Origin of the sequence: Massilia sp. TWR1-2-2 (assembly GCF_049897565.1) — a bacterium.
Taxonomy (GTDB): Bacteria; Pseudomonadota; Gammaproteobacteria; order Burkholderiales; family Burkholderiaceae_D; genus JAFCUW01.
The window spans coordinates 1-22,743 of record NZ_JAFCWM010000046.1; the positions used below are offsets into that span (position 1 = coordinate 1).

Below are 22,743 nucleotides of genomic sequence, written 5' to 3' on the forward strand. Positions count from 1 at the left end.
GTAGAATCAAAAATTCACACTGCAGGCCGCGCTTCTAAATTGATGTCAAGTGTTTTTGTGTCTACGTTGAAAATAAACCATCTAACTGCACATTAAATGATAACTTGGGTGGATTGGGAGGCAAGGGCCGGTCAAACAGTCGGTAGCCTTCAATTTGCTCAAACGCTTCCGGCTCCATGCCGACGCCGTTCTACTGTTCATCACCGACCATGCCGTCCCGTTTACAAACAATCTTGGTGAGCGCGCCGTACGCATGCCCAACGTGAACCAGAAGGTATCTGGGAACAACACAGGATTCGGGAAAAATCGGGCGCTAAGGCAACGGGCCCTTCAATGAAGGACCGTTTTCGACCATACCGGACATTCGGACACCTAAATAGCTGATCTGCTCGCAACAGGTATTCCTATTGGGTCGGGCGCCGGGTTAACGATAGACCCAACGATACTCCAAGGAGAAGGCGATGAAAATAAATCTTAGTTTGACAAAAAAGAAATCAATTAAAATGACGGCCTATAAGCGCTGTTGAATGTTGTCGATTTTAACGGAGTAAGTTACGCTTTTTGGACCTGATTTCGCCCGGCATTTTTGGCGCGATATAAGGCACCGTCGGCTGCTTTAACAAGTGCATGTATGTCTCCCACAGTGTCATTTGCCTCGGCTACTCCTATGCTAATCGTTAAATCGAGACCGAGCGCGGCAGGCTCAATGACGAGGTTAGCAACATAATGTCGTACTTGCTCTGCAAGATCCTCAGCGTCTTCAATGCTAGTGTAGGGAAGCAGTACCACAAATTCTTCTCCGCCTATTCGCGCTGTAATGTCGAGCTGCCTGACACATCGCTTGATCGCTGTAGCAAGTTCCTTAAGTACCGAATCACCGACCGCATGGCCAAACCGGTCATTGAACGATTTAAAGTGGTCCGCATCAATGAGAAGTAGGCATAACGGCCGCTTGCTGCGCCGCCAACGATCGATTTCAGTTTCCGCTTTGTCGAAGAACGCGCGACGATTTAGCAGCCCCGTCAAATCATCGCAACTCGTCGCATGTATCATTTTTTCAGATGCATCGGCGTGCTGGTTGATGTCGCGGATCAATACCACATACGAGGACTGTTTGGACTGAGGCAGTTCCGAACCTTGAGCATGCAGTACGTTCATTTCTGGAACTGAAATAATGTAGCTTGCCCAGAACATGCTGCCGTCCGCTTTTGCACACCATTCGTTTTGTAAGGTCCAACCGCTTTCGGAGACGTCGTACAATAGATCCGGTAGACGATCAGAAAAGCCGTCGACGTTCTTAAACAGAAACCCACAAGGTTTGCCAACAACCTGAGATGCAGAAAAGCCTGTCAGCTCTTTCATGGAGTCGTTCCAGTAAAGTATATTTCCGTCTGAGTCTAACCCGACGATCCCATGTTTGTAGTGGTCATTCAACAAGCCGTTGTACCAAGCGGAGCCTAGTCGGATTTGATCTTCACGCATAACTGAATCAGTGACATCGGTGACTATCCCCATCAAAGTTTCTTCATCCACCTTCAGCAAGGTCAGTTCGTAGGTTCTGTTCTCTGCATATCGTCGTGCGCGAAAAAATGGTGCAAACCGCACCGCTTTGCAGATGATACCGGTGGGGCGATCAAACTCGGCCACGAGGCTACTGATCTCCGGTAAAGAATGGTCGATGGCCTCAAATAGGTTTGTCAGTGTCCCGTCCGCACGTAGCGGCATTAACAGATTCGCTGCCATCGGATTAATCAGCGAAATTTCACCATTACCACTCATTTGCACTACACCGACTGGCGCCATGTACAAGAACGTCAAGAGTGACTGCAATTCTTTTTCCGAATCAGCTTCCAGACCCATGGATTACTTCCGGCTTACTAGAACAAAGCGAATCCGGCTCGTTGGTTCTGCGAGCAAGCGTAGCGCGCATGGTGTAGGCCGCATGCGTAATGTGAGGACGTAGTCGAGTGTGGCATCAAGTGCCTCATGATGCTGTAATGCATGTTCAAACCGTTGAGCAACCAAGTAATTGTTCATGCACGGCGCTACAACCTCGAACATCGGAGTTCCCAATACTATATTTCTATTCAATCCCGCCCATCCTGCCTCAGGTACATTGTAGATACAGATTTTTTCTTCAGCATCGAAACCAATTACACCGAATGACAGTTCATCCAGTTCGTCAGCCGATAGCAAAAGAAGTTTTGCGAAAAGCTTAGGGATATCGAAATGAAGGTTCGGAGTTCCTGGTTGAATCATTGCAATTCCTTATTTTCAGCCGCCAAAGGTGCTCGTAACCAACCACCGTAATTGTCATGATATATAACAACTTATTAGCGCGCCCTATTGCCAAACATGCTACCTGAAGGACATTGACGGTCCCCTCTTAGCCGAATCCTGCCTGTTGAGCCAGCATAGCATATTGTCGATGTGAAATTCCATCCCGCGACGGCCGCGCGCTTCGGCGGCGATATTCGAGCGCAGGTCGGCCGTCGGCTCGCCGATGGTGTCGATGGAGGCCGCACTCCAGGGTACGCCGCCCGGGTTGGTCAGCGGCGCGCCGCCACGATACCGGACCTGGGTCAGGTGGCTGTCGTTGCCGGCGCCGGTGATGGAGCGATAGATTTCGCCTTCCTCTTCGACCCCTTCGGCAAGCCGCCCCTTGGCGCCCTTGTTGCGCATGACGACAATGTTGCCGATGACTTCAAGATGACTCAGCTCCTCGGTCGCGATGTCGAAGAGCATGTCCTTGCGGCCAGGATCGTCCTCGCCGATTGCCTGGGTGAAATAACGGCAAGCGGCGGCAGTTCGCCTTGCGGGCCGCCGAATTGCTCGAGCATCAGATTGGCCAGGCCCGGATTGGACTCGCTGACCCGCACTGTGTACTGCAGTCGTTTGCTGTGAGCAAACATAACCTTCCCCCATTGACTTCCGGCGGTGGATGCATGGCGACATGCCAGCATCAGTCAATGGTGCGCCGCATGCGCGGCCGTTTCGTCGGTGACTTGCTGATTCAATTGTAGGAGCGGCGCCCACGCAGCTGCCGGAACGTGTGCCGAGGTGTCCGAACAGAAATGCCGCAAATGCGACGCCACCCGCACGCGCCAAGCGGCTTTGATTACCCGCAACGCTGGATTTTTTGCTACGCTTAGGCTACATTCGGTACGAGCCTTTTACACAACGCAATTGGCCTTATCAATATCTGCAGACAAAGGTGCCATCATGAAAGTCTCTGAAATTCTCCAAGTGAAGGGCAACATCCTTTACACCGCAACTCCCGAGATGGCGCTGGTCGACGCGGTCAACACGATGGCCGAGAAGGATATCGGCTCGCTGGTGGTGATGGAGTTTGGCGACCTGGTCGGCATGCTGACGTTTCGCGAAGTGATCAAGGTGCTGCACAAGAACGGCGGCTCGGTCGGCGCCGGCACCGTGCGCAAGCACATGGACGACCATCCGATCACGGTCACGCCCGACACCGAGGTCAACGAAGTGCGCCGCATGATGCTCGAGAAGCACGCGCGCTACCTGCCGGTAATGAACGCCAAGACGCTGCTGGGGGTCATCTCGTTTTACGACGTGGCGCGCGCCGTGCTGGAAGCGCAAAGCTTCGAGAACCGCATGCTGAAGGCCTACATCCGCGACTGGCCGGCCGAGGCCGAGCAAGAAGACTGACCGCGAGGACGACGTTGTTCAGGTTCGCGGTATTGTTTCGCTGTGCCTGACGATCAGAGGCCGGCGTTGGCGCTTAGCCATTCGTACAGCACTTCGGGCGGCATCGGCCGGGCGAACAGGAAACCCTGCGCCATCGGGCAGCCGAGCGCCTGCAGGATCTGCGCCTGTCGCTCGTCCTCGACGCCTTCCGCCACTACCGACAAGCCGAGGTTGCGGCCCAGCTGGATCACCATCTCGGCGATGCTGCTGCCGCGCGCCGAACCGGTGATCTCGGTGACGAACGCGCGGTCGATCTTGAGGCGGTCGATCTGCAGCCGCTGCAGGTAAGACAGCGACGAAAAGCCGGTGCCGAAGTCGTCGATCGCGATCGATACGCCGGTGCGCTTGACGTCGGCCAGCATCTGGATCAGCAGGTCCGGTTCTTCCATCGCCATCGATTCGGTGATCTCGAGCTCGATGTATTCGGGCGGCGCGCCGCTGTCGTCGAGCGCCGCGCGCAGCATCTCGAGAAATACCGGATGGCGGAACTGCACCTGCGAGACGTTGACCGACATCGTGAAGTCGCGGTGGCCGGCCGCGCGCAGGCGCACCAGCTCCGCGCAGGCGGCGCGCAGCACGTACTCGCCGATCTCGACGATCAGGCCGGAATATTCGGCGATCGGAATGAAGCGCGCCGGCGAGACGAATTCGCCGTCGGCAGGGCGCCAGCGCAGCAGCGCTTCGGCACCGACCGGACGGCGCGAGGCCAGGTCGATCTGCGGCTGGTACACCACCGACAGCTCGCCCTTGGCGAAACCGGTGCGCAGCGCGTGCATCATGCGCACGCGCTCGCGGATTTCGACGCCCATGCAGCGCGTAAAGTAGAAGTGGCCGGTGCGCTGCTGCATCTTGGCTCGCTTGAGGGCGATGTCGGCGTCCTTCAGCGCGTCGGCGCCGCTGCCGTCATGTTCCGACAGGCGCACCAGGCCCAGCGTGACCGACAGCTGCACGTCCTGGCCGTCGATCGAGAACGGCGTCCGGAACAGGCCAAAAATATTTTCCGGGTTGACCGAGGCGGAGTCGCCCAGCACACTGAAGATGTCGCCGCCGATGCGCGCGATGGTCAGGTGGCGGCCGAGGCGCGCCTGCAGGCGCGTGGCGACCGCCACCAGCAGCAGGTCGCCGAACTGGTGGCCGAGGGCGTCGTTGGTTTCGGCGAAATGGTCAAGGTCGACCAGCGACAGGGTGGCGTCGTCGCGCAGCGGACCGACCAGCGTGGCGTCGAGGATTTCGACCAGGCGGGTGCGGTTCGGCAGCTTCGAGAGCTGGTCGTAGAACGCAGCGTTGTGCAGGTGCGAGACCAGTTCGACGTTTTCCAGGCCGACCGAGACGTTGCTGCAGAAGACTTCGAGCAGGCGCTTTTCGATGTCGCCAAGCGGGCGCGCCAGGCGTACGTAGGCGGCGAAGTCGCGGCTCGATTTGCCGCTGAAGTACAGCGTGGCGTGATCCATCTCGAACGTGCTGGCGCGGCGCGCCAGCGTGCGGCCGATGGCGTCGGCGACGAGGGGGTCCTCGTTTGCATCGAGCACGCCGCCATTGAGGCGGCAAAAGGTGCCGGCACAGGCCATCACCTGCAGGCGCTGGGCGCGCACCGCGCCCGGCTCGTGCACGCACAGCACGCCGTCCGCGTCGGCGCCGAGGATGTCGGCGATCTGCGTCAGTACGCCGGAGGTGAAGTTCTTCACGCCGTGCAGCGACATCAGTTCGGTGCTGGCGCGAACGATCTGGTCGAGGCCGCGCCGGCTGCTGTTGATCGCGCGGATCTGCTCATACGAGCGGATCGCCGCGGTGACCGTGGTGTACAGCTTGATGCGAGTCAGTTCGGACTTCGTCTTGTAGTCGTTGATGTCGAAATCGCGGATGGCGTCGATTTCGGGGGCATAGCCGGGCTGCCCGGTGCGCAGGATGATGCGCACGTCGGCCAGCTTGAGCGTTTCGCGGATATGGCGCACCAGGTGCAGGCCGGCGTCGTCCTGTTCCATCACGACGTCGAGCAGGATGACGGCGATGTCGTCTTCGACGGCGAGCAGTTCGCGCGCCTCGGCGGCCGAATAGGCGTGCAGGAATTGCAGCGGGCGGTGCTGCATGTCGAGGTTGCCGAGGGCGAACGTGGTGGTGGAGTGGACGTCTTCGTCGTCGTCGACGATCAACACGCGCCACACAGCCTCGGCACCGCTGCTGGCAACGTTCAGCGCTTGCTCTTCCAGGAATACCAGGTCGTCGTGATCGTCCTTGACATCCACTAAAGGTGTTGTCGCTGGATGCATGTAGGGGCTTCTCCTGGCTTCACTCAATATTCTGATCTCAAGTATATAGCGGTTTGCCGGGCGCAAGCGAGTTTGAATGTTGCCAAATTAAAATATTTTTGACTGAGAGCAACTTTTACGCGACACGACCGACCGGGCAGTGATGCTATTTTACCAGCCGGCTCCGGGTCGCCGCGATGCTTGCGTGCGCAGGCTGGTAGAATTGGTGTTTCCGCCACTCCCACTTATCCCATGTCCGGCAACACTTTTGGCAAGCTATTTACAGTCACTACCTTTGGCGAATCGCACGGTCCGGCGATCGGCTGCGTCATCGACGGCTGCCCGCCTGGCATGGCATTGTCGGAAGCGGACATCCAGCCCGAACTCGACCGGCGCAAGCCGGGCACTTCGCGCCACGTGACCCAGCGCCAGGAATCGGACACGGTGCAGATCCTGTCCGGCGTCTACCAGGGCGTCACCACCGGCACCCCGATCGCGCTGCTGATCCCGAACGAGGACCAGCGCAGCAAGGATTACGGCAATATCGCCGAAAGCTTCCGGCCCGGTCACGCCGACTACACGTACTGGCATAAATACGGCGTGCGCGATCCGCGCGGCGGCGGCCGCTCGTCGGCCAGGCTGACCGCGCCGGTGGTGGGCGCCGCCGCCGTCGCCAAGAAGTGGCTGCTGCAGCAGTACGGTACCGTCTTCATGGGCTGCATGCGCCAGCTGGGCGACATCGAGGTGCCGTTCCAGGGCTGGGAACACGTGCGCGACAATCCGTTTTTCGCCGCCAGCGGCGACGCTGAGCTGATCGCGCGGATGGAAGCGGCGATGGACGAGCTGCGCCGCGCCGGCGACTCGATCGGCGCGCGCATCGACGTCGTCGCGCACAACGTGCCGGTCGGCCTGGGTCAGCCGATCTACGACAAGCTCGACGCCGACATCGCCTACGCCATGATGGGCATTAACGCCGTCAAGGGCATCGAAATCGGCGCCGGCTTTCGCTCGGTGACGCAAAAGGGTTCGGAACATGGCGACGAACTGACGCCGCAGGGCTTCGTCGGCAACAACGCCGGCGGCATGCTGGGCGGGATTTCGACCGGCCAGGACATCACGGTGTCGATCGCGATCAAGCCGACGTCATCGATCCGCACGCCGCGCCGTTCGATCGACAAGCAAGGCAATCCGGTGATGGTGGAGACGTTCGGCCGCCACGATCCATGCGTCGGCATCCGCGCCACGCCGATCGCCGAAGCGATGCTGGCACTGGTGCTGATGGATCATGCGCTGATGCGGCGCGCGCAGTGCGGCGACGTGCGGGTCGCGACGCCGGATATCGCCAGGGCACACACTTCTTGATACCGGCAGGATTCCAGCGCGGCGCCAGCAGCGACACCGGGGTCTGACCCCGCTGGGTCAGACCCCGGACGCGACACGCCCCGGCGTCAGCAGTTCGACCGGCTTGCGCTGTTCGACGCTGCGCACCACCAGCGAGCGCACGTCGTTGAGCAGGGCGAACTCGGTCTGGCTGAGGGCGATCGGCGGGAAGCTGTCGTCCCAGTCGCCATAAATGAAGCCGGCCGGCTGCCCATTGGCGCACAGCGGCAGGATGACGAAGCTGCGCGCATCCGACAAGGTCGACTTCCACCATTGCGGCAGCTTGGCGGCAAACTTCGGATCGCGCGCGTTGTCGATGAAGATCACGCGGTCGCTATTAAGAGCGGCGTGGAACACGTTCGGCTCGTAGACATCGCTGAACGTCATCGACGCCAGCCGCTCGCGCACGCCGTCGCCGAAACCCACCTTTGCCGAATACTTGCCGTCGCGCCGATGGCGCAGGAAGGCGACCGCGCGCGAAAACGTCAGCCCCTGGTAGACCGTTTCGAGCGCCATCGACATCATCTGGCCGGCCGTTCCGGTGGCGACCAGGTCGCGTATGTCGGCCACGCCGCTGATCAGGATGCGGTTGCCTTCGGCGCGCTTGCGGGTCGATGCGAGCGCCTTGGCGCGCCGTTCGGCCGGCTTCGACAGCGGCGCGATGGTCAGCTGGGCCGCCGCTTCGTTTTTGGCGACGTCGATCGCGGCGATGATCGCTTCCGGGGCGACGCCGAGCATGGCCGAAAAGCTCGCGGCCAGTTCGTGCACGCGCGCCGCGCTGCCGGCATCGTCGTTCCACAGCGCGTCGGCGCAGGCCGACGACATCGATCCGACTGCCGCCAGCCAGTCGGCGTGGCTGAACCTGGCGCCGCGCTCACCCGGCGCGACGCGGCGCATGCCGTCGACCAGGTTGCGCGGCAGGCCCCAGCGTTCGGCGGCGGCGCGGCCGAGCGCTTCGAGCGTGAGGCCGAGGACTTCGAGCGCGGCGGCGTCGCCGCCGGCGCCAGCGTGCTCTTGCAGGCGCGTCCAGGCGTCGGGCATGTAGAACGACACCATCATGCGGCCCAGGGTGTGCAGCATCGAGCACACCACCGCTTCCTCAGGGTCGCGCGCTCTGGCGCCGATGGCCAGCTGCTGCGCCACCATCCCGGCCAGCACCGCCTTTTCCATCTCGGCGTGGGCGGACGACGAATCGTTCGACGCCGCCGCCAGCTCCTCGATCAGCTTCAGGCCCAGCGCCAGGTGGCCGATCGCGTCGGTGCCCAGCACCAGCATCGCCTTGGTCACCGTATTGACGCGCTGGCCGAAGGCCGAATACATGCAGCTGTTGGCAAGGCGCAGCACCTTCTGCGTCAGCACCGGGTCGGTCAGCACCGTCTGCGCCAAGTCGAACTCGTGCTCGTCCTCGCCGCGCATGGCGCCGAGGATGGCGCCGATGGCGCGCGCAAAACCGGGCATGTCGCCCTTTTCGCGGATCCGCTCCCACAGCAAGGCGAGGGTGGCGTCGGCGCTGATCGCGGCCGCCGGCGTGGCGAGCTTGGTCATGGAGTATCCGCCCTTCTATCGGTTGGCAGGAGCGTTGCGTACTTGTCTTCCCTGAGCGCGGCCATGGCGACGTGCGCAGTCATCGGCTTGCCGGTCAGGTAGCCCTGGATGTAGTCGCAGCCGCGCTGCTCGAGAAAGGCCAGCTGCGGCTCGGTCTCGACCCCTTCGGCCACCACCGACAGATCGAGGTGGCGGGCCAGGTCGAGCACGGCGTTGCAGATGGCGCCGTCCTTCTGCGACTCGGGCAGGTCCTTGATGAAGGCGCGGTCGATTTTCAGCACCGAGATCGGGAAGCGTTTCAGGTAGGCCAGCGACGAGTAGCCGGTGCCGAAATCGTCGATCGCGATGCGCGCCTTGCGTTCGGCCATGCGAGCGAGGATGGTCTCGGCGTGCGCCGGGTCGATCATCAGGGTGCCTTCGGTGATCTCGAGCACCAGCTGTTCGCCGCGCAGTCCGGAATAGGCGAGGGCGTCGTCGAGCACATCGAGGAATTTGTCGTTGCGGAACTGGCGCGGGCTGATATTGACCGAGATGTACAGCGATCGCCTGGCCGCTTCTTCGAAGCGCTTGAGCTGGACGCAGGCGGCCTTCAGCGCCCATGCGCCGAGCAGGTTGATGAGGCCATTGGTCTCGGCGATCGGGATGAAGCGGATCGGCGGCACCATGCCCAGCGTCGGATGCTTCCAGCGCATCAGCGTCTCGAAGCCCTGGATCCCGCGCGTGCGGGTGTCGACGATCGGCTGATAGTACAGGTGAAATTCGCCTTCGCGCACTGCCTGGAACATCGCCGCCTCGAGCGAGATGTCGTATTCGGGCGGACCGCTGCGCAGCGGGCTGTAGACAACGCAGCGCGCCTTGCCGGTTTCCTTGGCGCGCGACATGGCGGCATCGGCCAGCGCCACCAGCCGCACTTCGTCTTCGGCGTGCTGCGGGTAGATCGACACGCCGACCGAGGCGCCGACGTAGATGGTGTGGCCGTCGACTTCGAACGGGGTCTGGAAGGTCGCCAGCAGGCGGCCGGTCACCAGCTTGACCTGGGCGTCGGCGAAGGTGCCCGGCAGAACGGCGACAAATTCGTCGCCGCCGACGCGGGCCAGCGTGTCCGAGTCGCGCAAGGTCTTGCGCAGGCGCGCGGCGGCCTGGCGCAGCACGGCGTCGCCGATCGGGTGGCCAAGGCCGTCGTTGACCTTCTTGAAGCCGTCCAGGCCGACGGTGGCGACGGAAAAGGCCTGGCCCGAACGGCGCGCGTTGGCGATCACCATGCGGATCCGGTCCGACAGCAGCAGCCGGTTCGGCAGCCCGGTCAGGGCGTCGTGGGTGGCCATGTGGCGCAGCCGCTCTTCGGTCGCGTGCTGCGCCGTCATGTCGCGCCCGACCGCCAGCAGGCCAGGGACGATGCCGGCGCCGGCCAGGCTGGCGATGCGCAGGTCGAACCAGACTTCGGCGTCGGGCGTTTTCAGGCGCAGCGCAACGTGTACGGGATGGCCGTGGTTGAAGCCGGCGATGGCGCCGGTCAGTGCCGGCTGGTCGGCCTCGGCGGCGAGGGTGGCGAGCAGCATGCCGCGCAGCGGGCGCGCCTGGCCGAGCAGGCCGACGGCGCGCTCGCTGGCGCCGACAATGCGCCCGTCGAGGTCGAGCCGGAACACGATATCGCCAGCAGCGTCCAGCAGCTGGTCAAGGCCTTGCTCGTTGTCCGGCATGGGTAGAAATGGTGAACTAGCGCGCATCGTTAGAATATTGAGCTGTCAGCAGTGGGCCGTCAAAACGCCGCGGCGAACGTGCGGCAATTTGATTCCGTAACGCAATTATTTCAAAGTAGTATGGAATGTATCATCGAAACATGCCTAAACGCATTATAAATAGCAACGCGGCGCGCGAAGCGGCGATTCATTGACGCAGCGCAGGGGCAGCAAGAGCGCCGCCACGGCATCGCGCTTGTGGTATTAGTAAAGCAAAATTATTTCAGGAGACGCAGCATGAACGAATTCGACACGCACGAGGTGTTCAACCAGGCCTCGGCGTTTGACGACATCAACCTGTTCGATTGCGACCCGGCGCTGCACGAAGCGCTCGAGCGCGAGGGCGGCGGTTGGGATGCGGCCGCGTTGCGCGCGCTCGGCGCCACCTTGGGCCAGGCCGCCACGCTCGACCTCGGCCGCCAGGCCAACGCCAATCCGCCGGCCTTGGTCAATTTCGACCGCAGCGGGCGCCGCATCGACGAGGTCGAGTTCCACCCGTCGTGGCACCAGTTGATGGCGCTGATGATCGGCGCCGGCGTGCACGCCACGCCGTGGGACAGCGGCCAGCGCGGCGCCCAGGTTGCGCGCGCGGCCAGGTTCGTGCTGTTCGGGCAGGTCGAGAATGGCGCCCAGTGCCCGGTGACGATGACGTACGCCTCGGTGCCGGCGCTGCGCCACACCGGCGCCATCGCCGCCCATTGGCTGCCGAAGATCCTGTCGCGCGAGTACGATCCGCGCTCGCTGCCGATCGGTCAGAAGCGCGGCGCCCTGATCGGCATGGGCATGACGGAAAAGCAGGGCGGCACCGACGTGCGCGCCAACACCACCCGCGCCGAATTGTTCGACCCGGCCGAGGCCGGGCGCCGGTTTGGCGAGGACGGTGCAGGTGCCTACCGCATCGTCGGCCACAAGTGGTTCTTTTCGGCGCCGCAGTCGGACGCCCACCTGATCCTGGCGCAAACGGAGCTTGAAGGAAGCGCCGGCCTGTCGTGCTTCTTCGTGCCGCGCTTCCTGCCCGACGGCAGCCGCAACGACATTCGCGTGCAGCGCCTGAAGGACAAGCTGGGCAACCGCTCGAATGCGTCGTCCGAAGTCGAATTCTGCGGCGCCTTCGGCTGGCTGGTGGGGCCGGCCGGACGCGGCATCCCGACCATCCTCGAAATGGGTGGCTACACGCGGCTCGATTGCGTGCTGGGCAGCGCCGCCATCATGCGCGCCGCGCTGACCCACGCGCTGCATCACGCCAGAGAGCGCGCCGCGTTCGGCCGCAAGCTGGCCGACCAGCCGCTGATGCAGAACGTGCTGGCCGACCTGGCGCTCGAATCGGAGGCGGCCACCGCGTTCGGGCTGCGCCTGGCGCGCTGCTTCGACGAACTCGCCGACCCGGCGCAGGCGCTGCTGGCGCGCATCCTGACACCGGCCGGCAAATACTGGATGTGCAAGCGCGCCCCCGGCTTCTGCTTCGAGGCGATGGAAGTCGTCGGTGGCAACGGCTACGTCGAAGACGGCCCGCTGGCACGCCTGTACCGCGAGGCGCCGGTCAACTCGATCTGGGAAGGCTCGGGCAACGTCATGTGCCTTGACCTGCTGCGCGCCTTCGGCAAGACGCCGGCCGCGCGCGACGCGCTGGCGGGGGAACTGGCGCTGGCCGGCGCCGCCGATACCGACTTCAAAGCGTATGCCGGCGCCCTGCTGGCCAATCTGGCAGGGCAGCAGGGCGACGAGTACGGCGCGCGCCGGCTGGCCGAGCGGATCGTCATCGCGGTGCAGGCCGGCTTGCTGCTGCGCCATGCACCGGCATATGTATCGTCGGCGTTCGTGCGCTCGCGCGTAACGCTCGGTGTGGGCGGCGCCTACGGCCGGCTGCCGGCCGGCGTCGATTGCGCGGCCATCCTGGCGCGCGCGCTGGTAGAGAAAGAAAAAAGCTGATATTTCTGATATTTATTTGCCAAACTGCGGACAAGGGGCGCAATGGCTGGGATAATGCCGCCACAAGTCACCATAACCACTGAATGCCGCTCATGAAACAAGATCCACGCTTCCCCAATCTGTTCATCCTGGATCACCCGCTGATTCAACACAAGCTGTCGCACATGCGCGAGCACGACACGTCGACCCGCACCTTCCGCGAGCTGCTGAAGGAAATCACGCTGCTGATGGGCTACGAGATCACACGCGACCTGCCGATGACGACGCGCTCGATCACGACGCCGCTGGTGACGATCGACGCACCGGTCATCGCCGGGAAAAAACTGGCGATCGTGCCGATTTTGCGCGCCGGCATCGGCATGAGCGACGGCCTGCTCGAACTGGTGCCGTCGGCGCGCGTCGGCCACATCGGCGTGTTCCGCGACCCGGCCACCCACAAGCCGGTGGAATACCTGGTGCGCCTGCCCGATACCGCCGATCGCATCTTCATCTTGTGCGATCCGATGGTCGCCACCGGCAACTCGGCGGTGTACGCGATCGACGTACTGAAAAAGCGCGGCGTCAAAGATGAGCAGATCATCTTCCTGGCGCTGGTGGCGGCGCCGGAAGGCGTGACCGTGTTCCAGGCCGCGCAGCCGAACGTCAAGCTGTACGTCGCCTCGCTCGATTCGCACCTGAACGATCACGCCTACATCGTGCCGGGCCTGGGCGACGCCGGCGACCGCATCTTCGGCACGAAATGACAGGACGATGGGAACTTTGATCGACCAGGACTTCTTCGCCCGCCTGCGCGTGCTCAACGACAAATTCGCCAGCGGCGTGCCGGCGACCTTGACGCAGCTCGGCGCTTTGCGGGCCGCGTTCGACCCGCAAGCGCCCGACCCGCACATCGTCACCGAGCTGCACCAGATCCTGCACACGATCGCCGGGTCGGCGGCGACCTTCGGCTTTCGCACCATGGGCCAGCAGGCGCGCGCGCTCGAGCAGCGGCTGCGCGTGCTGATGGCGTTCGACGTGATCGCCGCGCGCGACTGGCAGCACTGGCTCGACGGGCTCGACGCGTACCGCGCGTGGGCCGCGATCGATCCGCGCACCGATGAGTATCCTGATGAAAGCGGGCAACAGTAGTCTCAAGCGTGGCGGGCGACGTTTGACCTACCGCAAACTTGGCCCTTCTCAATGGCCTATATTTGACCTGCCGCAGCCGAGAACGTGAGCTTGCAAAAGTTGATGTTCGGAATTATTAAGGTGCGGCGCATTTTTATTTTGCGAAGTACGTGTTTTTTTGGTTTTATTCGGTATAATACGGGATCGTTGGATTCGAGGTAGTAAGTGCAGTCTGTCTGTCATTTCTTTCTTGCTTCTTTAAACGATCTAAAACGGGCGCAAGCCCAACTTAACTGAAATAGGAAATTGTAATGGCAACTGGCATCGTAAAATGGTTCAATGATTCGAAGGGCTTCGGCTTTATTACCCCTGACGAAGGCGGCGAAGATCTGTTCGCTCACTTCTCGGCTATCCAGTCGAACGGCTTCAAATCTTTGCAAGAGAACCAGCGCGTCTCTTTCGAAGTAACGGCTGGCCCTAAAGGCAAGCAAGCTTCGAACATTCAGCCTATCTAATCGCTGAGTCAACGAAATAAAAAATCCTCGGTTTCCGGGGATTTTTTTCGCCTGAACATTTGTGATAGCCCGTCGGGGGATGTGGTCTCGCGCCTCACGCAGCGCGCCAGTACTCCGGCTGGTTGTAGGTGTGCCGCAGAAAGTCGACGAACGCGCGTATCCTCAGCGGCAAGTGCCGCCGCTGCGCGAACACCGCATGAATATCGTTGCCGGGCGCGGCATACTCGTCCAGCACCGTCACCAGCCGCCCCGCGCGGATCTCCGGCCCCACCTCCCACATCGAGCGCCACGCCAGTCCCTTGCCGGCGAGCGCCCAGTCGTGCAGCACCTCGCCGTCGTTGCAGACCATGTTGCCGGCCACCTTCAAGGTCACCGGCTTGCCATGGTCGAGGAAGGTCCAGCCGCGCTGGCTGCCTTCGCTGCTGATCGCCAGGCAGTTGTGGCGCGCCAGGTCGGCCAGCACCTGCGGCGTGCCGTGCCGCTTCAAGTAGGCGGGCGAGCCGACCAGCACGCGCTGGTTGTCGGCCAGCTTGACGCCGACCAGATTCGAATCGGACAGGCTGGCAATCCGGATGGCGACGTCGATGCCTTCGCCGACCAGGTCGACGAGCCGGTCGTTCAAGTTGAGGTTGATGGTGACGTCGCGATGCTCGGCAAGGAAGGAGGGCAGCAGCGGCGCCACGTGCTGGCGCCCGAAGCCGGCCGGCGCCGATACCAGCAGGTGCCCGCTGGCGCGCGCGCTGCGCTCGGCCACTGCGCTCTCGGCTTCCTCCAGTTCGCCAAGGATGCGCTGGCAGTCTTCGAGGAAAGCGGCGCCCTCGTTGGTCAGCGCCAGCTTGCGCGTGGTGCGCTGCAGCAGCTTGACGCCGAGCCGGGTTTCGAGCGCATCGAGACGCCGTCCGATCATCGCCGGCGCGATCCCTTCCGCGCGCGCCGCCGCCGACAGGCTGCCGCGTGCGGCGACCTCGACAAAGGTGGAAATCTGGCGAAACTGGCCCATGCGGCGCGCTCCTGTTATCTGTGACAAAAACGCACAGATGAATGTATTTATTGTCTCGTTTAGCTACCGTTTAGTGAATATACTTGAAATCATATCAAACGCCAAACGCCCTATACTGAGGGTATGGCGCGCGCTCGCAGCGGTTCGGTTTGCTGCGGCGCGGCAGATCCGATCATTCAACTACAACAGGAGTCACGCATGAGCATCGCCACCCCGGACGGTATGGAAATTACCGGCGCCATTCAGCCAGGATTCGACCAGGTTCTTACCGCTGAAGCGCTGGCACTGGTCGCCAAACTGTCGCGCGCCTTCGAGCCGCGCCGCCAGGAGCTGCTGGCCGCGCGCGTCGAGCAGGCCAGGCGTCTCGACGCCGGCGAACGCCCTGACTTCCGCGCCGACACCGCGCACATCCGCGCCAGCGACTGGCAAATCGCGCCGATCCCGAAAGCGCTCGAGCGCCGCCGCGTAGAAATCACCGGCCCGACCGAGCGCAAGATGGTCATCAACGCGCTCAACTCCGGCGCCGATGCGTACATGACCGACTTCGAAGACTCGCAGACGCCGAACTGGGACAACCAGGTCACCGGCCAGATCAACCTGATGGAAGCGATCCGCGGCACCATCTCGCTCGAGCAAAAGGGCAAGACCTACAAGCTCAACGACAAAGTCGCCACGCTGATCGTGCGCCCGCGCGGCTGGCACCTGGACGAAAAGCACGTGCTGGTCGACGGCAAACGCGTTTCCGGCGGCATCTTCGACTTCGCCCTGTACATGGTGCACAACGCGCGCGAACTGCTGGCGCGCGGCGCCGGCCCGTATTTCTACCTGCCGAAGATCGAGTCGCACCTCGAAGCGCGCCTGTGGAACGACATTTTCGTCATGACGCAGGAAGAACTCGGCCTGCCGCAAGGCACCATCAAGGCGACCGTGCTGATCGAGACGATCCTCGCCGCCTTCGAAATGGACGAGATCCTGTACGAGCTGCGCGAACACAGCGCCGGCCTGAACGCCGGCCGCTGGGATTACATCTTCTCGTGCATCAAGAAGTTCAAGCTCGACAAGAATTTCTGCCTCGCCGACCGCGCCAAAGTGACGATGACGGCGCCGTTCATGCGCGCTTACGCGTTGCTGCTGCTGAAGACTTGCCACGCGCGCGGCGCGCACGCAATGGGCGGCATGGCGGCGCTCATCCCGATCAAGAACGATGCGGAAAAGAACGAGACCGCGATGGCCGGCGTTCGCAACGACAAGGGCCGCGACGCCACCGACGGCTACGACGGCGGCTGGGTCGCCCACCCGGGCCTGGTCGAATTGGCGATGACTGAATTTACCAAGGTGCTGGGCGATCGCCCAAACCAGCTCAACAAGCTGCGTCCGGATGTCGACGTCACCGCCGCGCAACTGCTCGACTTCAAGCCGGAAGCGCCGATCACCGAAGCGGGACTGCGCTACAACATCAACGTCGGCGTGCACTACCTCGGCGCCTGGCTGGCCGGCAATGGCTGCGTGCCGATCCACAACCTGATGGAAGATGCGGCCACCGCCGAAATCAGCCGTTCGCAGGTGTGGCAGTGGATCCGTTCGGACAAGGGCGTGCTCGACGATGGCCGCAAGGTCACCGCCGAGATGGTGCGCGCGATGATCCCGGAGGAGCTGGCCAAGGTCAAGGCCGACGCGCCGAACGGCGACAACCCGACCTACGACCGCGCCGCCAAGATTTTCGAAGAGATGGCGACATCGGAATCGTTCGCCGAGTTCCTGACCTTGCCACTGTACGAGGAAATCTAAGGGCTAGCGCTTGCGCTCCGCAAGGGGCGCCTTCGCCAGGAAATCGGCGAGCGCCTGCTCGTCGATCCGCTGTCCCTGCAGGTGCAGGATCAGTGCATCGATCCGGTCGTTTCCCCAGAACAGTTCGCTGCCGACCCTGAAGGTCGGCACACCGAACAGGCCGTCGGCGATCGCCTTTTCGGTGTCCGCCGCCAGCTGCATCTTGATGGCCGGCTGCTGCGCCGCCGTTTGCATCACCGCCGCGCTCAGGCCGCACTCGGTCGCCAGTTTCAGCAGCACCGCCGTGTCCGACACATCCTCTCCACGTTCCCAGCACGCGTTCATCACCGCCATGGCGAAGCGCGGCCGTTCGTCCTGGCGCGTCAGCGACAGGCACATGCGCATTGCCTGCAGCGGATTGAACGGATGGCCCGGCGGCCCCTTGAAGCCGAGGCCGGAGCCGGCCGCTTCGCGCATCACGTCGCGGAAAATATACGCGCGCTTGGCCGGGATCTCCGCCGGCCCGATGTTGCCGTGCGCGTTGAGCAAGGCCGCGAACAAGACCGGCTGGAACACGATCTGCGCACCGGCCGCTTCAATGCGCGGCAGTGCATTGGCCGCCAGCCACGCGTACGGGCTGACCGGGTCGAAGTAGAACGTGACGATCTGCGTGGAGTCCATTGGCGCCTAGAACGTGTTTTTCCATTCACGCAGCGCCGCGAAGGCTGCGAGCGGGGCGGCGCCGGTCGCCAGCTTGTCCGCGGCGACCAGGCTGGAAACAATTTCCGCCTCGCGGTAGCGCAGGAAGGGATTGGTGGCTTTCTCGCGGCCGATGCTAGACGGCACAGTTGGCTTGCCGGCGGCGCGTTTGGCGCCCTCGACCTCGACGCGCCGGCGCAACGCTTCGTTGCCCGGCTCGACCGCGCTGGCAAAGCGCAGGTTGGACAGCGTGTATTCGTGCGCGCAGTAGACGGCCGTGTCGTCGGGCAGCGCGGCCAGTTTGCCGAGCGAATCGGCCATCTGCGCAGGCGTGCCTTCGAAGATGCGGCCGCAGCCGCCGGCGAACAGCGTGTCGCCGCAAAACAGCCAGTGCGCGCCGGCAGTCTCCCGCACATACGCGATGTGTCCGATCGTGTGACCAGGCACGTCAAGCACGCGCAGCGTCAAGTCGAGGCCCGGAACTTCGACCCGATCGCCTTCGCCGAGTGGCTCAGTGAGCGCGGAAATGTTATCGTTGCGCGGGCCAAACACCGGTACCGGCGAATGGGCAAGCAATTTGGGTACGCCGCCGACATGGTCAGCATGGTGATGCGTGAGTAAAATGGCAGTAAGTGTCAGCTTGTGCGCGGCGAGTGCTGCCAGGATGGGTTCGCTGTCGCCGGGGTCGACCACGGCCGCGTTGACGCCGTCATGCACCAGCCACAAGTAGTTGTCCTTGAATGCGGGCACGGTCAGCACGCGCAAGGCGCTACGGGGTAAATTGATCATAGTGTTGGTTTCGACGAAAAGGCAGGCATGGACAGCGCGGCATCACAAAAATCCATTATAGCGCTCGACGGCTGGCTGCAAACTCCAGCCGGCGTCTACGTGCGTGCGTGGGAGCAAGGCTGCCTGGACGAACTGACGGCCGACATTTTCGGCTACAACGCCGTGCAGATCGGCCTGCCGCAGATCGACGCGCTGGCGGCCAACCGCATGGCCAACAAATGGCAGGCGGCCACGCGCACCTCGTCGCTCGACCAACTGGCCCTGAGCGCGGCCGGCAAGCAGATCGCGGTGGCGCTCGACTTTGCCGAATTGCCGTTCGCGTCGCAAAGCCTGGACCTGGTGGTGCTGCCGCACGTGCTCGAGTTCGCCGCCGAGCCGCACCAGGTGTTGCGCGAAGTCGAACGCGTGCTCATTCCCGAAGGCCAGGTGATCATCTGCGGCTTCAATCCGGCCAGCCTGTGGGGCCTGCGCCAGGGCATGGGACGCATCGCTCGCAGCCCGTACCTGCCGGTGGCCGGGGAATTCATTTCTATGCCCCGCATGAAAGACTGGTTAAAATTGCTGAACCTTGGCGTTACCCGCAGTCATTTCGGCTGCTATGCGCCGCCATGCCGCACTTCCAAATGGCTCGACCGTTTCGCGTTCATGGAGCAGTCCGGCCAGCGCTGGTGGCCGTATCTTGGCGCCGTCTACATGGTGCACGCGATCAAGCGCGTCAAGGGCATGACCATCATCGGTCCTGCATGGAAAAAATCAGCAACGGCGCCCAAAGCGGTGCCTGCCACTAACAGAGAGTAAAAGCAGACGGATGAGTAAAGTAGAAATTTTCACTGACGGCGCGTGCAAGGGCAACCCTGGCGCCGGCGGCTGGGGCGCGTTGCTGGTGGCCGATGGTCACGAAAAGGAAATCTTCGGCGGCGAATTGAACACCACCAACAACCGCATGGAGCTGCGCGCCGTGATCGAAGCGCTCACCACCCTGACGCGCCCGTGCGAAGTGGTGCTGCACACCGACAGCCAGTATGTGCAGAAGGGCATTTCGGAGTGGATCCACGGCTGGAAAAAGCGCGGCTGGAAGACTGCGGCCAAGGAACCGGTCAAGAACGAAGACCTGTGGCGCGCGCTCGACGCCATCCAGGCGACGCATGCGGTGGACTGGCGCTGGGTGCGCGGCCACAATGGCCACCCGGGCAATGAACGCGCCGACGTGCTGGCCAACCGCGGCGTCGAGACGGTGCGCAAGTAATTCCCCATTCCAAATAGCGGACGCGGCACTGCTATACTGCGTGCCGCGATCCCTTATCTTTTACTTGCCTGTACCACTGAGTCTATGCGTCAAATCGTCCTCGATACTGAAACTACCGGCCTGAACCCGCGCACCGGCGACCGCGTCATCGAAGTCGGCTGCGTCGAGCTGTACAACCGCATGTTGACGGGTAACAACTTCCACCGTTACATCAATCCCGAGCGCGATTCGGAAGAGGGCGCGCTGGCGGTGCACGGCCTGACGACCGAGTTCCTGCGCGACAAGCCGAAGTTTGCCGAGATTGCCCAGGAGCTGCGCGAGTATATTCAGGGCGCCGAAGTCATCATTCACAACGCGCCGTTCGACCTCGGCTTCCTGAATGCTGAATTCAAGCTGCTCGGGCTGCCGACGTTTACCGAGCATTGCTCAGGCGTGATCGACACGCTGGTCAACGCCAAGGAGATGCATCCGGGTAAGCGCAACTCGCTAGACGCGCTGTGCGACCGCTACGGCGTCTCGAATGCCCACCGCAAGCTGCACGGCGCACTGCTGGACGCCGAGTTGCTCGCTGACGTTTACCTGTCGATGACGCGCGGGCAGAATTCGATGTGGATGGAGACTGAAGAAGAGTCGAGCGCGGGCGGCGAACTGCTGGTGGCGGTGCCGCTGGCGGCGATCATCGTGCTGGCAGCGAGCGCCGACGAAGAGGCCGAGCATCTCAGCGTGCTGGGCGGACTGGACAAGGCCGTCAAAGGCGCTTGCATCTGGAGAAGTTACGCGGACGCATAAGATTTCGTGACGTTTTCGCAGCGCCATGCGATAATACGTCCCGCTTCGGGAGGTTAGCTCAGGGGTAGAGCACTGCATTCACACTGCAGGGGTCGCAAGTTCGAAACTTGCACTTCCCACCAAAATACCAAATAAAATCAAGGGTTTCCCATCGCCGGGTAGCCCTTTTTTATTGGATGTACGGAAAAAGTACGGGAATTTAAATTCGCTTGACGAAGCCTGCAGTCATGCAGGACGGTTTCCGCACTAAATCCGCGTTTTCGGGCTATAGACGCTTTGCATTTCTAGGAAAATTTTCTTTCCGGAAACTGCGATGGCTGAGGCTTAGATCGGCGTTTTATCTGCTGCGGTAGTCCTCCCACCCTAAGCCTAAAACGACCCCGACCCCTAAGAAAGCACTGATTTATTCTTCCGGCACCGGTTCCGTCTGCCTACAAGACCTGAGACAATAACGGCACGCACACTACTGTCCAGTTGACCATGCAGAAGAGTTTTTCCGACTTCGAATACGCCGCCAAAAAGAAGCTGACACGGCGCGACCGCTTTCTCGCGAAGATCGACAGCGTCACGCCCTGGTCGCAATTGCATGACCAGATCGCACCGTTTTATCCAAAGGTCGAAGGCGCTGGTCGGCCACCGATCGGGCTGGCGCGCATGCTACGCATGTACGTTGCCCAGCAGTGCTTTGGGCTGTCTGACGAAGGCATTGAGGACGCCGGCTGCTCGAGACGCACGAACTGACACGCAAGATCTTCGACACCATTAATGGACATCTCGCAGCGCAGGGTTTGATGATGCGAGAGGGGACCATCGTCGATGCCACGCTAATCGCGGCGCCGCCGTCGACCAAGAACAAAGATGGCAAACGCGACCCGGAAATGCACCAGTCCAAGAAGGGCAACGACTGGCACTTCGGGCGCAAAGCGCACATCGGTGTGGACGCGGCGTCGGGCCTCGTGCACACCGTGATCGGCACGGCCGGCAACGTGTCGGACGTGACGCAAGCCCATGCGCTGTTGCACGGTGATGAAGTTGCGGCAATGGGTGACGCCGGTTACCAGGGCGTCGAAAAACGAGAAGAAAATCTTGGAAAGAACGTGACCTGGCACGTCGCGATGAAGCGCACCAAACGCAAGGCGCTGCCCAGTAACAAGCTCGGCCGGATGACGGAAAAGCTGGAGCACCTGAAGGCCAGCGTTCGGGCGAAAGTCGAGCATCCGTCCCATGTGGTGAAGAACCTCTTCCGTCATCGCAAAGGACGCTATCGCGGACTGGCGAAGAACACCGCGCAACTGTTTACCCTGTTCGGCTTCGCGAATCTGGTGCTGGCCGGCCGGCAATTTAGGGTCTCTGAAACCCGAGCTCCGTCCTGAGGACGAAAGAGCGGGGAAAACGCATCAAAAGTGGCAAAAATCGCCTGTCAAACTATTTGAAATTTAGAATTCCGGCTACTGAAAAACACGGCGCTGCTGATTGCACAATCTGCGCCAAAATCATCAATTGTTCAGCGTTTCCCTAACAGACAGTCAAGTTTTTCTACGCCACCCAGTACGTTCTGCTCGAATATCGAGGGCAAGCGCATGGAACGATTTAAGATCTGATTTCTCATCCCATACGATTGTTCCATCATCATTAAATGAACGCCCGGTGGAGATATAACGAAGGTCGCGGAGTCCAAAGCAATAACTTTTTTCGACGGATACCACATAAGTTTCGAGTACCTCAAACTTCGCATGGAACTGTTCTCCTAATGCCGCCAAGTTCCATCCACTAAAGTGCCGAACACTTGGATACAGTATCACTGCATCCCGAGAGTGAATCATTTCTGCAAATAGCGCTGTGATTACATATCTATGGTTATCTTGTTCTTCCACGTCTTCACGGTACCATTCGGCTAACGTTGCATCGATAAAGACATACTTACGATATAGTCCAAAGTTTTCTTTCCGCATCATGTTGATATGGTCATCAAGTCCAAACCGACCGACACTGCCAGTCGCAAAGTGGGTCTGGAATGCGCCAATGACGTGAGCCTTGGCTGACTTTAACGCGTGTTCGGTCTGCGCGATAACCTCAGGAGGAATACCTGTCTTGGATTGCTGCCGGATAGCTTGCAGTATGTCTTCAGGAATTTGATTAGAACCCGCTACTCGAAGGGTCCTGATTATGTTCACTCGTCAGAACTAAGGCGACCGTGCTGAGTCAAACCTTTCACGATGGTTGAGTTACGAAAAGGAGCGATGATGGCAATCAATGGAATTCAATTTCAGAAGGGGTT

20 protein-coding genes, 1 tRNA gene and 2 pseudogenes are annotated in these 22,743 nt (G+C 61.6%); 13 read left to right on the plus strand and 10 right to left on the minus strand.

Annotated elements, in window-relative coordinates; translation table 11 throughout:
* The first annotated feature begins 112 nt into the window (after positions 1 to 112).
* Positions 113 to 337 carry an IS66 family transposase gene (locus ACP7DD_RS24550; protein WP_426177793.1) on the plus strand — a complete coding sequence of 75 codons (225 nt, stop codon included), beginning with the start codon at positions 113 to 115 and terminating at the stop codon, positions 335 to 337.
* 215 nt (positions 338 to 552) lie between these two features.
* Here ACP7DD_RS24550 and ACP7DD_RS24555 read toward each other — a convergent pair whose 3' ends face one another.
* The 3 genes and pseudogenes from ACP7DD_RS24555 to ACP7DD_RS24565 all read right to left on the minus strand — a co-directional run.
* On the minus strand, positions 553 to 1,860 hold the full coding sequence (locus ACP7DD_RS24555; RefSeq protein WP_426177759.1) for a diguanylate cyclase: 1,308 nt from the start codon (positions 1,858 to 1,860) through the stop codon (positions 553 to 555).
* A 3-nt stretch (positions 1,861 to 1,863) separates the two neighbouring features.
* The gene (locus ACP7DD_RS24560) at positions 1,864 to 2,259 is read right to left on the minus strand and encodes a phosphonate transporter (RefSeq protein ID WP_426177761.1); all 396 of its coding nucleotides are present in this window, start codon (positions 2,257 to 2,259) and stop codon (positions 1,864 to 1,866) included.
* Positions 2,260 to 2,448: 189 nt separating this feature from the next.
* Positions 2,449 to 2,912: pseudogene (locus ACP7DD_RS24565) on the minus strand (manganese catalase family protein); the annotation flags it as partial.
* A 310-nt stretch (positions 2,913 to 3,222) separates the two neighbouring features.
* Between ACP7DD_RS24565 and ACP7DD_RS24570 the strand changes: the two are divergent.
* Positions 3,223 to 3,675, plus strand: coding sequence for a CBS domain-containing protein (locus ACP7DD_RS24570; protein ID WP_426177763.1), 453 nt, complete (start codon positions 3,223 to 3,225; stop codon positions 3,673 to 3,675).
* Positions 3,676 to 3,728: 53 nt separating this feature from the next.
* On the opposite strand, the gene ACP7DD_RS24575 is transcribed toward ACP7DD_RS24570, so the two are convergent.
* The gene (locus tag ACP7DD_RS24575; RefSeq protein WP_426177765.1) at positions 3,729 to 5,981 is read right to left on the minus strand and encodes an EAL domain-containing response regulator; all 2,253 of its coding nucleotides are present in this window, start codon (positions 5,979 to 5,981) and stop codon (positions 3,729 to 3,731) included.
* A 231-nt stretch (positions 5,982 to 6,212) separates the two neighbouring features.
* Between ACP7DD_RS24575 and aroC the strand changes: the two genes are divergently transcribed.
* Positions 6,213 to 7,322 (plus strand): chorismate synthase, encoded by a 1,110-nt coding sequence (gene aroC, locus ACP7DD_RS24580; protein ID WP_426177766.1) that lies wholly within the window; start codon positions 6,213 to 6,215, stop codon positions 7,320 to 7,322.
* A 57-nt stretch (positions 7,323 to 7,379) separates the two neighbouring features.
* Here aroC and ACP7DD_RS24585 read toward each other — a convergent pair whose 3' ends face one another.
* Together ACP7DD_RS24585 and ACP7DD_RS24590 are read right to left on the minus strand one after the other, a co-directional pair.
* On the minus strand, positions 7,380 to 8,885 hold the full coding sequence (locus ACP7DD_RS24585; RefSeq protein WP_426177768.1) for an HDOD domain-containing protein: 1,506 nt from the start codon (positions 8,883 to 8,885) through the stop codon (positions 7,380 to 7,382).
* The gene (locus tag ACP7DD_RS24590; protein WP_426177770.1) at positions 8,882 to 10,585 is read right to left on the minus strand and encodes a putative bifunctional diguanylate cyclase/phosphodiesterase; all 1,704 of its coding nucleotides are present in this window, start codon (positions 10,583 to 10,585) and stop codon (positions 8,882 to 8,884) included. The genes ACP7DD_RS24585 and ACP7DD_RS24590 overlap by 4 nt, the downstream gene beginning before the upstream one ends.
* 276 nt (positions 10,586 to 10,861) lie before the next feature.
* Between ACP7DD_RS24590 and ACP7DD_RS24595 the strand changes: the two genes are divergently transcribed.
* The 4 genes from ACP7DD_RS24595 to ACP7DD_RS24610 all read left to right on the plus strand — a co-directional run bounded on the left by ACP7DD_RS24595 (position 10,862) and on the right by ACP7DD_RS24610 (position 14,175).
* Positions 10,862 to 12,553 carry an isovaleryl-CoA dehydrogenase gene (locus ACP7DD_RS24595; RefSeq protein ID WP_426177772.1) on the plus strand — a complete coding sequence of 564 codons (1,692 nt, stop codon included), beginning with the start codon at positions 10,862 to 10,864 and terminating at the stop codon, positions 12,551 to 12,553.
* A gap of 92 nt (positions 12,554 to 12,645) precedes the next feature.
* Positions 12,646 to 13,296 carry a uracil phosphoribosyltransferase gene (gene upp, locus ACP7DD_RS24600; protein WP_426177773.1) on the plus strand — a complete coding sequence of 217 codons (651 nt, stop codon included), beginning with the start codon at positions 12,646 to 12,648 and terminating at the stop codon, positions 13,294 to 13,296.
* A 7-nt stretch (positions 13,297 to 13,303) separates the two neighbouring features.
* The gene (locus ACP7DD_RS24605; RefSeq protein WP_426177775.1) at positions 13,304 to 13,681 is read left to right on the plus strand and encodes an Hpt domain-containing protein; all 378 of its coding nucleotides are present in this window, start codon (positions 13,304 to 13,306) and stop codon (positions 13,679 to 13,681) included.
* A gap of 290 nt (positions 13,682 to 13,971) precedes the next feature.
* Entirely contained in the window at positions 13,972 to 14,175 is a 204-nt protein-coding gene (locus ACP7DD_RS24610) for a cold-shock protein (RefSeq protein ID WP_010398811.1), read from the plus strand.
* 94 nt (positions 14,176 to 14,269) lie between these two features.
* Here the strand turns inward: ACP7DD_RS24610 and ACP7DD_RS24615 are convergent, their stop codons facing one another.
* Positions 14,270 to 15,175, minus strand: a complete 906-nt coding sequence (locus ACP7DD_RS24615; protein ID WP_426177778.1) for a LysR substrate-binding domain-containing protein — start codon at positions 15,173 to 15,175, stop codon at positions 14,270 to 14,272.
* Between the two features lie 198 nt (positions 15,176 to 15,373).
* Between ACP7DD_RS24615 and aceB the strand changes: the two genes are divergently transcribed.
* The gene (gene aceB, locus ACP7DD_RS24620; RefSeq protein WP_426177780.1) at positions 15,374 to 16,963 is read left to right on the plus strand and encodes a malate synthase A; all 1,590 of its coding nucleotides are present in this window, start codon (positions 15,374 to 15,376) and stop codon (positions 16,961 to 16,963) included.
* A gap of 3 nt (positions 16,964 to 16,966) precedes the next feature.
* Here the strand turns inward: aceB and ACP7DD_RS24625 are convergent, their stop codons facing one another.
* Both ACP7DD_RS24625 and gloB read right to left on the minus strand, forming a co-directional pair.
* Entirely contained in the window at positions 16,967 to 17,623 is a 657-nt protein-coding gene (locus ACP7DD_RS24625) for a 2-hydroxychromene-2-carboxylate isomerase (protein ID WP_426177782.1), read from the minus strand.
* 6 nt (positions 17,624 to 17,629) lie between these two features.
* A complete protein-coding gene (gloB, locus tag ACP7DD_RS24630; protein ID WP_426177784.1) occupies positions 17,630 to 18,430 on the minus strand; it encodes a hydroxyacylglutathione hydrolase in 801 nt (266 codons plus the stop codon).
* Between the two features lie 27 nt (positions 18,431 to 18,457).
* Here gloB and ACP7DD_RS24635 point away from each other — a divergent pair, with 27 nt between their 5' ends.
* The 5 genes and pseudogenes from ACP7DD_RS24635 to ACP7DD_RS24655 all read left to right on the plus strand — a co-directional run bounded on the left by ACP7DD_RS24635 (position 18,458) and on the right by ACP7DD_RS24655 (position 21,838).
* Entirely contained in the window at positions 18,458 to 19,228 is a 771-nt protein-coding gene (locus tag ACP7DD_RS24635) for a class I SAM-dependent methyltransferase (protein WP_426177786.1), read from the plus strand.
* A 10-nt stretch (positions 19,229 to 19,238) separates the two neighbouring features.
* Complete coding sequence (rnhA, locus tag ACP7DD_RS24640; protein WP_426177787.1) at positions 19,239 to 19,676, plus strand: ribonuclease HI; 438 nt, start codon at positions 19,239 to 19,241, stop codon at positions 19,674 to 19,676.
* Between the two features lie 84 nt (positions 19,677 to 19,760).
* On the plus strand, positions 19,761 to 20,465 hold the full coding sequence (dnaQ, locus tag ACP7DD_RS24645) for a DNA polymerase III subunit epsilon (RefSeq protein WP_426177789.1): 705 nt from the start codon (positions 19,761 to 19,763) through the stop codon (positions 20,463 to 20,465).
* 47 nt (positions 20,466 to 20,512) lie between these two features.
* A tRNA-Val gene (locus tag ACP7DD_RS24650) sits at positions 20,513 to 20,587 on the plus strand.
* Positions 20,588 to 20,945: 358 nt separating this feature from the next.
* Positions 20,946 to 21,838, plus strand: a pseudogene (locus ACP7DD_RS24655) (IS5 family transposase).
* 153 nt (positions 21,839 to 21,991) lie between these two features.
* Here the strand turns inward: ACP7DD_RS24655 and ACP7DD_RS24660 are convergent.
* Positions 21,992 to 22,639 carry a hypothetical protein gene (locus ACP7DD_RS24660; RefSeq protein ID WP_426177791.1) on the minus strand — a complete coding sequence of 216 codons (648 nt, stop codon included), beginning with the start codon at positions 22,637 to 22,639 and terminating at the stop codon, positions 21,992 to 21,994.
* Positions 22,640 to 22,743: the final 104 nt, after the last annotated feature.

Coding starts and splice junctions, on each gene's coding strand:
- dnaQ (WP_426177789.1), top strand. CDS start 19,761: ATGCGTCAAATCGTCCTCGATACTGAAACTACCGGCCTGAACCCGCGC.
- ACP7DD_RS24570 (WP_426177763.1), top strand. CDS start 3,223: ATGAAAGTCTCTGAAATTCTCCAAGTGAAGGGCAACATCCTTTACACC.
- aceB (WP_426177780.1), top strand. CDS start 15,374: ATGAGCATCGCCACCCCGGACGGTATGGAAATTACCGGCGCCATTCAG.
- aroC (WP_426177766.1), top strand. CDS start 6,213: ATGTCCGGCAACACTTTTGGCAAGCTATTTACAGTCACTACCTTTGGC.
- ACP7DD_RS24610 (WP_010398811.1), top strand. CDS start 13,972: ATGGCAACTGGCATCGTAAAATGGTTCAATGATTCGAAGGGCTTCGGC.
- ACP7DD_RS24585 (WP_426177768.1), bottom strand. CDS start 8,885: ATGACCAAGCTCGCCACGCCGGCGGCCGCGATCAGCGCCGACGCCACC.
- ACP7DD_RS24625 (WP_426177782.1), bottom strand. CDS start 17,623: ATGGACTCCACGCAGATCGTCACGTTCTACTTCGACCCGGTCAGCCCG.
- ACP7DD_RS24635 (WP_426177786.1), top strand. CDS start 18,458: ATGGACAGCGCGGCATCACAAAAATCCATTATAGCGCTCGACGGCTGG.
- ACP7DD_RS24615 (WP_426177778.1), bottom strand. CDS start 15,175: ATGGGCCAGTTTCGCCAGATTTCCACCTTTGTCGAGGTCGCCGCACGC.
- gloB (WP_426177784.1), bottom strand. CDS start 18,430: ATGATCAATTTACCCCGTAGCGCCTTGCGCGTGCTGACCGTGCCCGCA.
- ACP7DD_RS24575 (WP_426177765.1), bottom strand. CDS start 5,981: ATGCATCCAGCGACAACACCTTTAGTGGATGTCAAGGACGATCACGAC.
- ACP7DD_RS24560 (WP_426177761.1), bottom strand. CDS start 2,259: ATGATTCAACCAGGAACTCCGAACCTTCATTTCGATATCCCTAAGCTT.
- ACP7DD_RS24590 (WP_426177770.1), bottom strand. CDS start 10,585: ATGCCGGACAACGAGCAAGGCCTTGACCAGCTGCTGGACGCTGCTGGC.
- rnhA (WP_426177787.1), top strand. CDS start 19,239: ATGAGTAAAGTAGAAATTTTCACTGACGGCGCGTGCAAGGGCAACCCT.
- ACP7DD_RS24605 (WP_426177775.1), top strand. CDS start 13,304: ATGGGAACTTTGATCGACCAGGACTTCTTCGCCCGCCTGCGCGTGCTC.
- upp (WP_426177773.1), top strand. CDS start 12,646: ATGAAACAAGATCCACGCTTCCCCAATCTGTTCATCCTGGATCACCCG.
- ACP7DD_RS24595 (WP_426177772.1), top strand. CDS start 10,862: ATGAACGAATTCGACACGCACGAGGTGTTCAACCAGGCCTCGGCGTTT.
- ACP7DD_RS24555 (WP_426177759.1), bottom strand. CDS start 1,860: ATGGGTCTGGAAGCTGATTCGGAAAAAGAATTGCAGTCACTCTTGACG.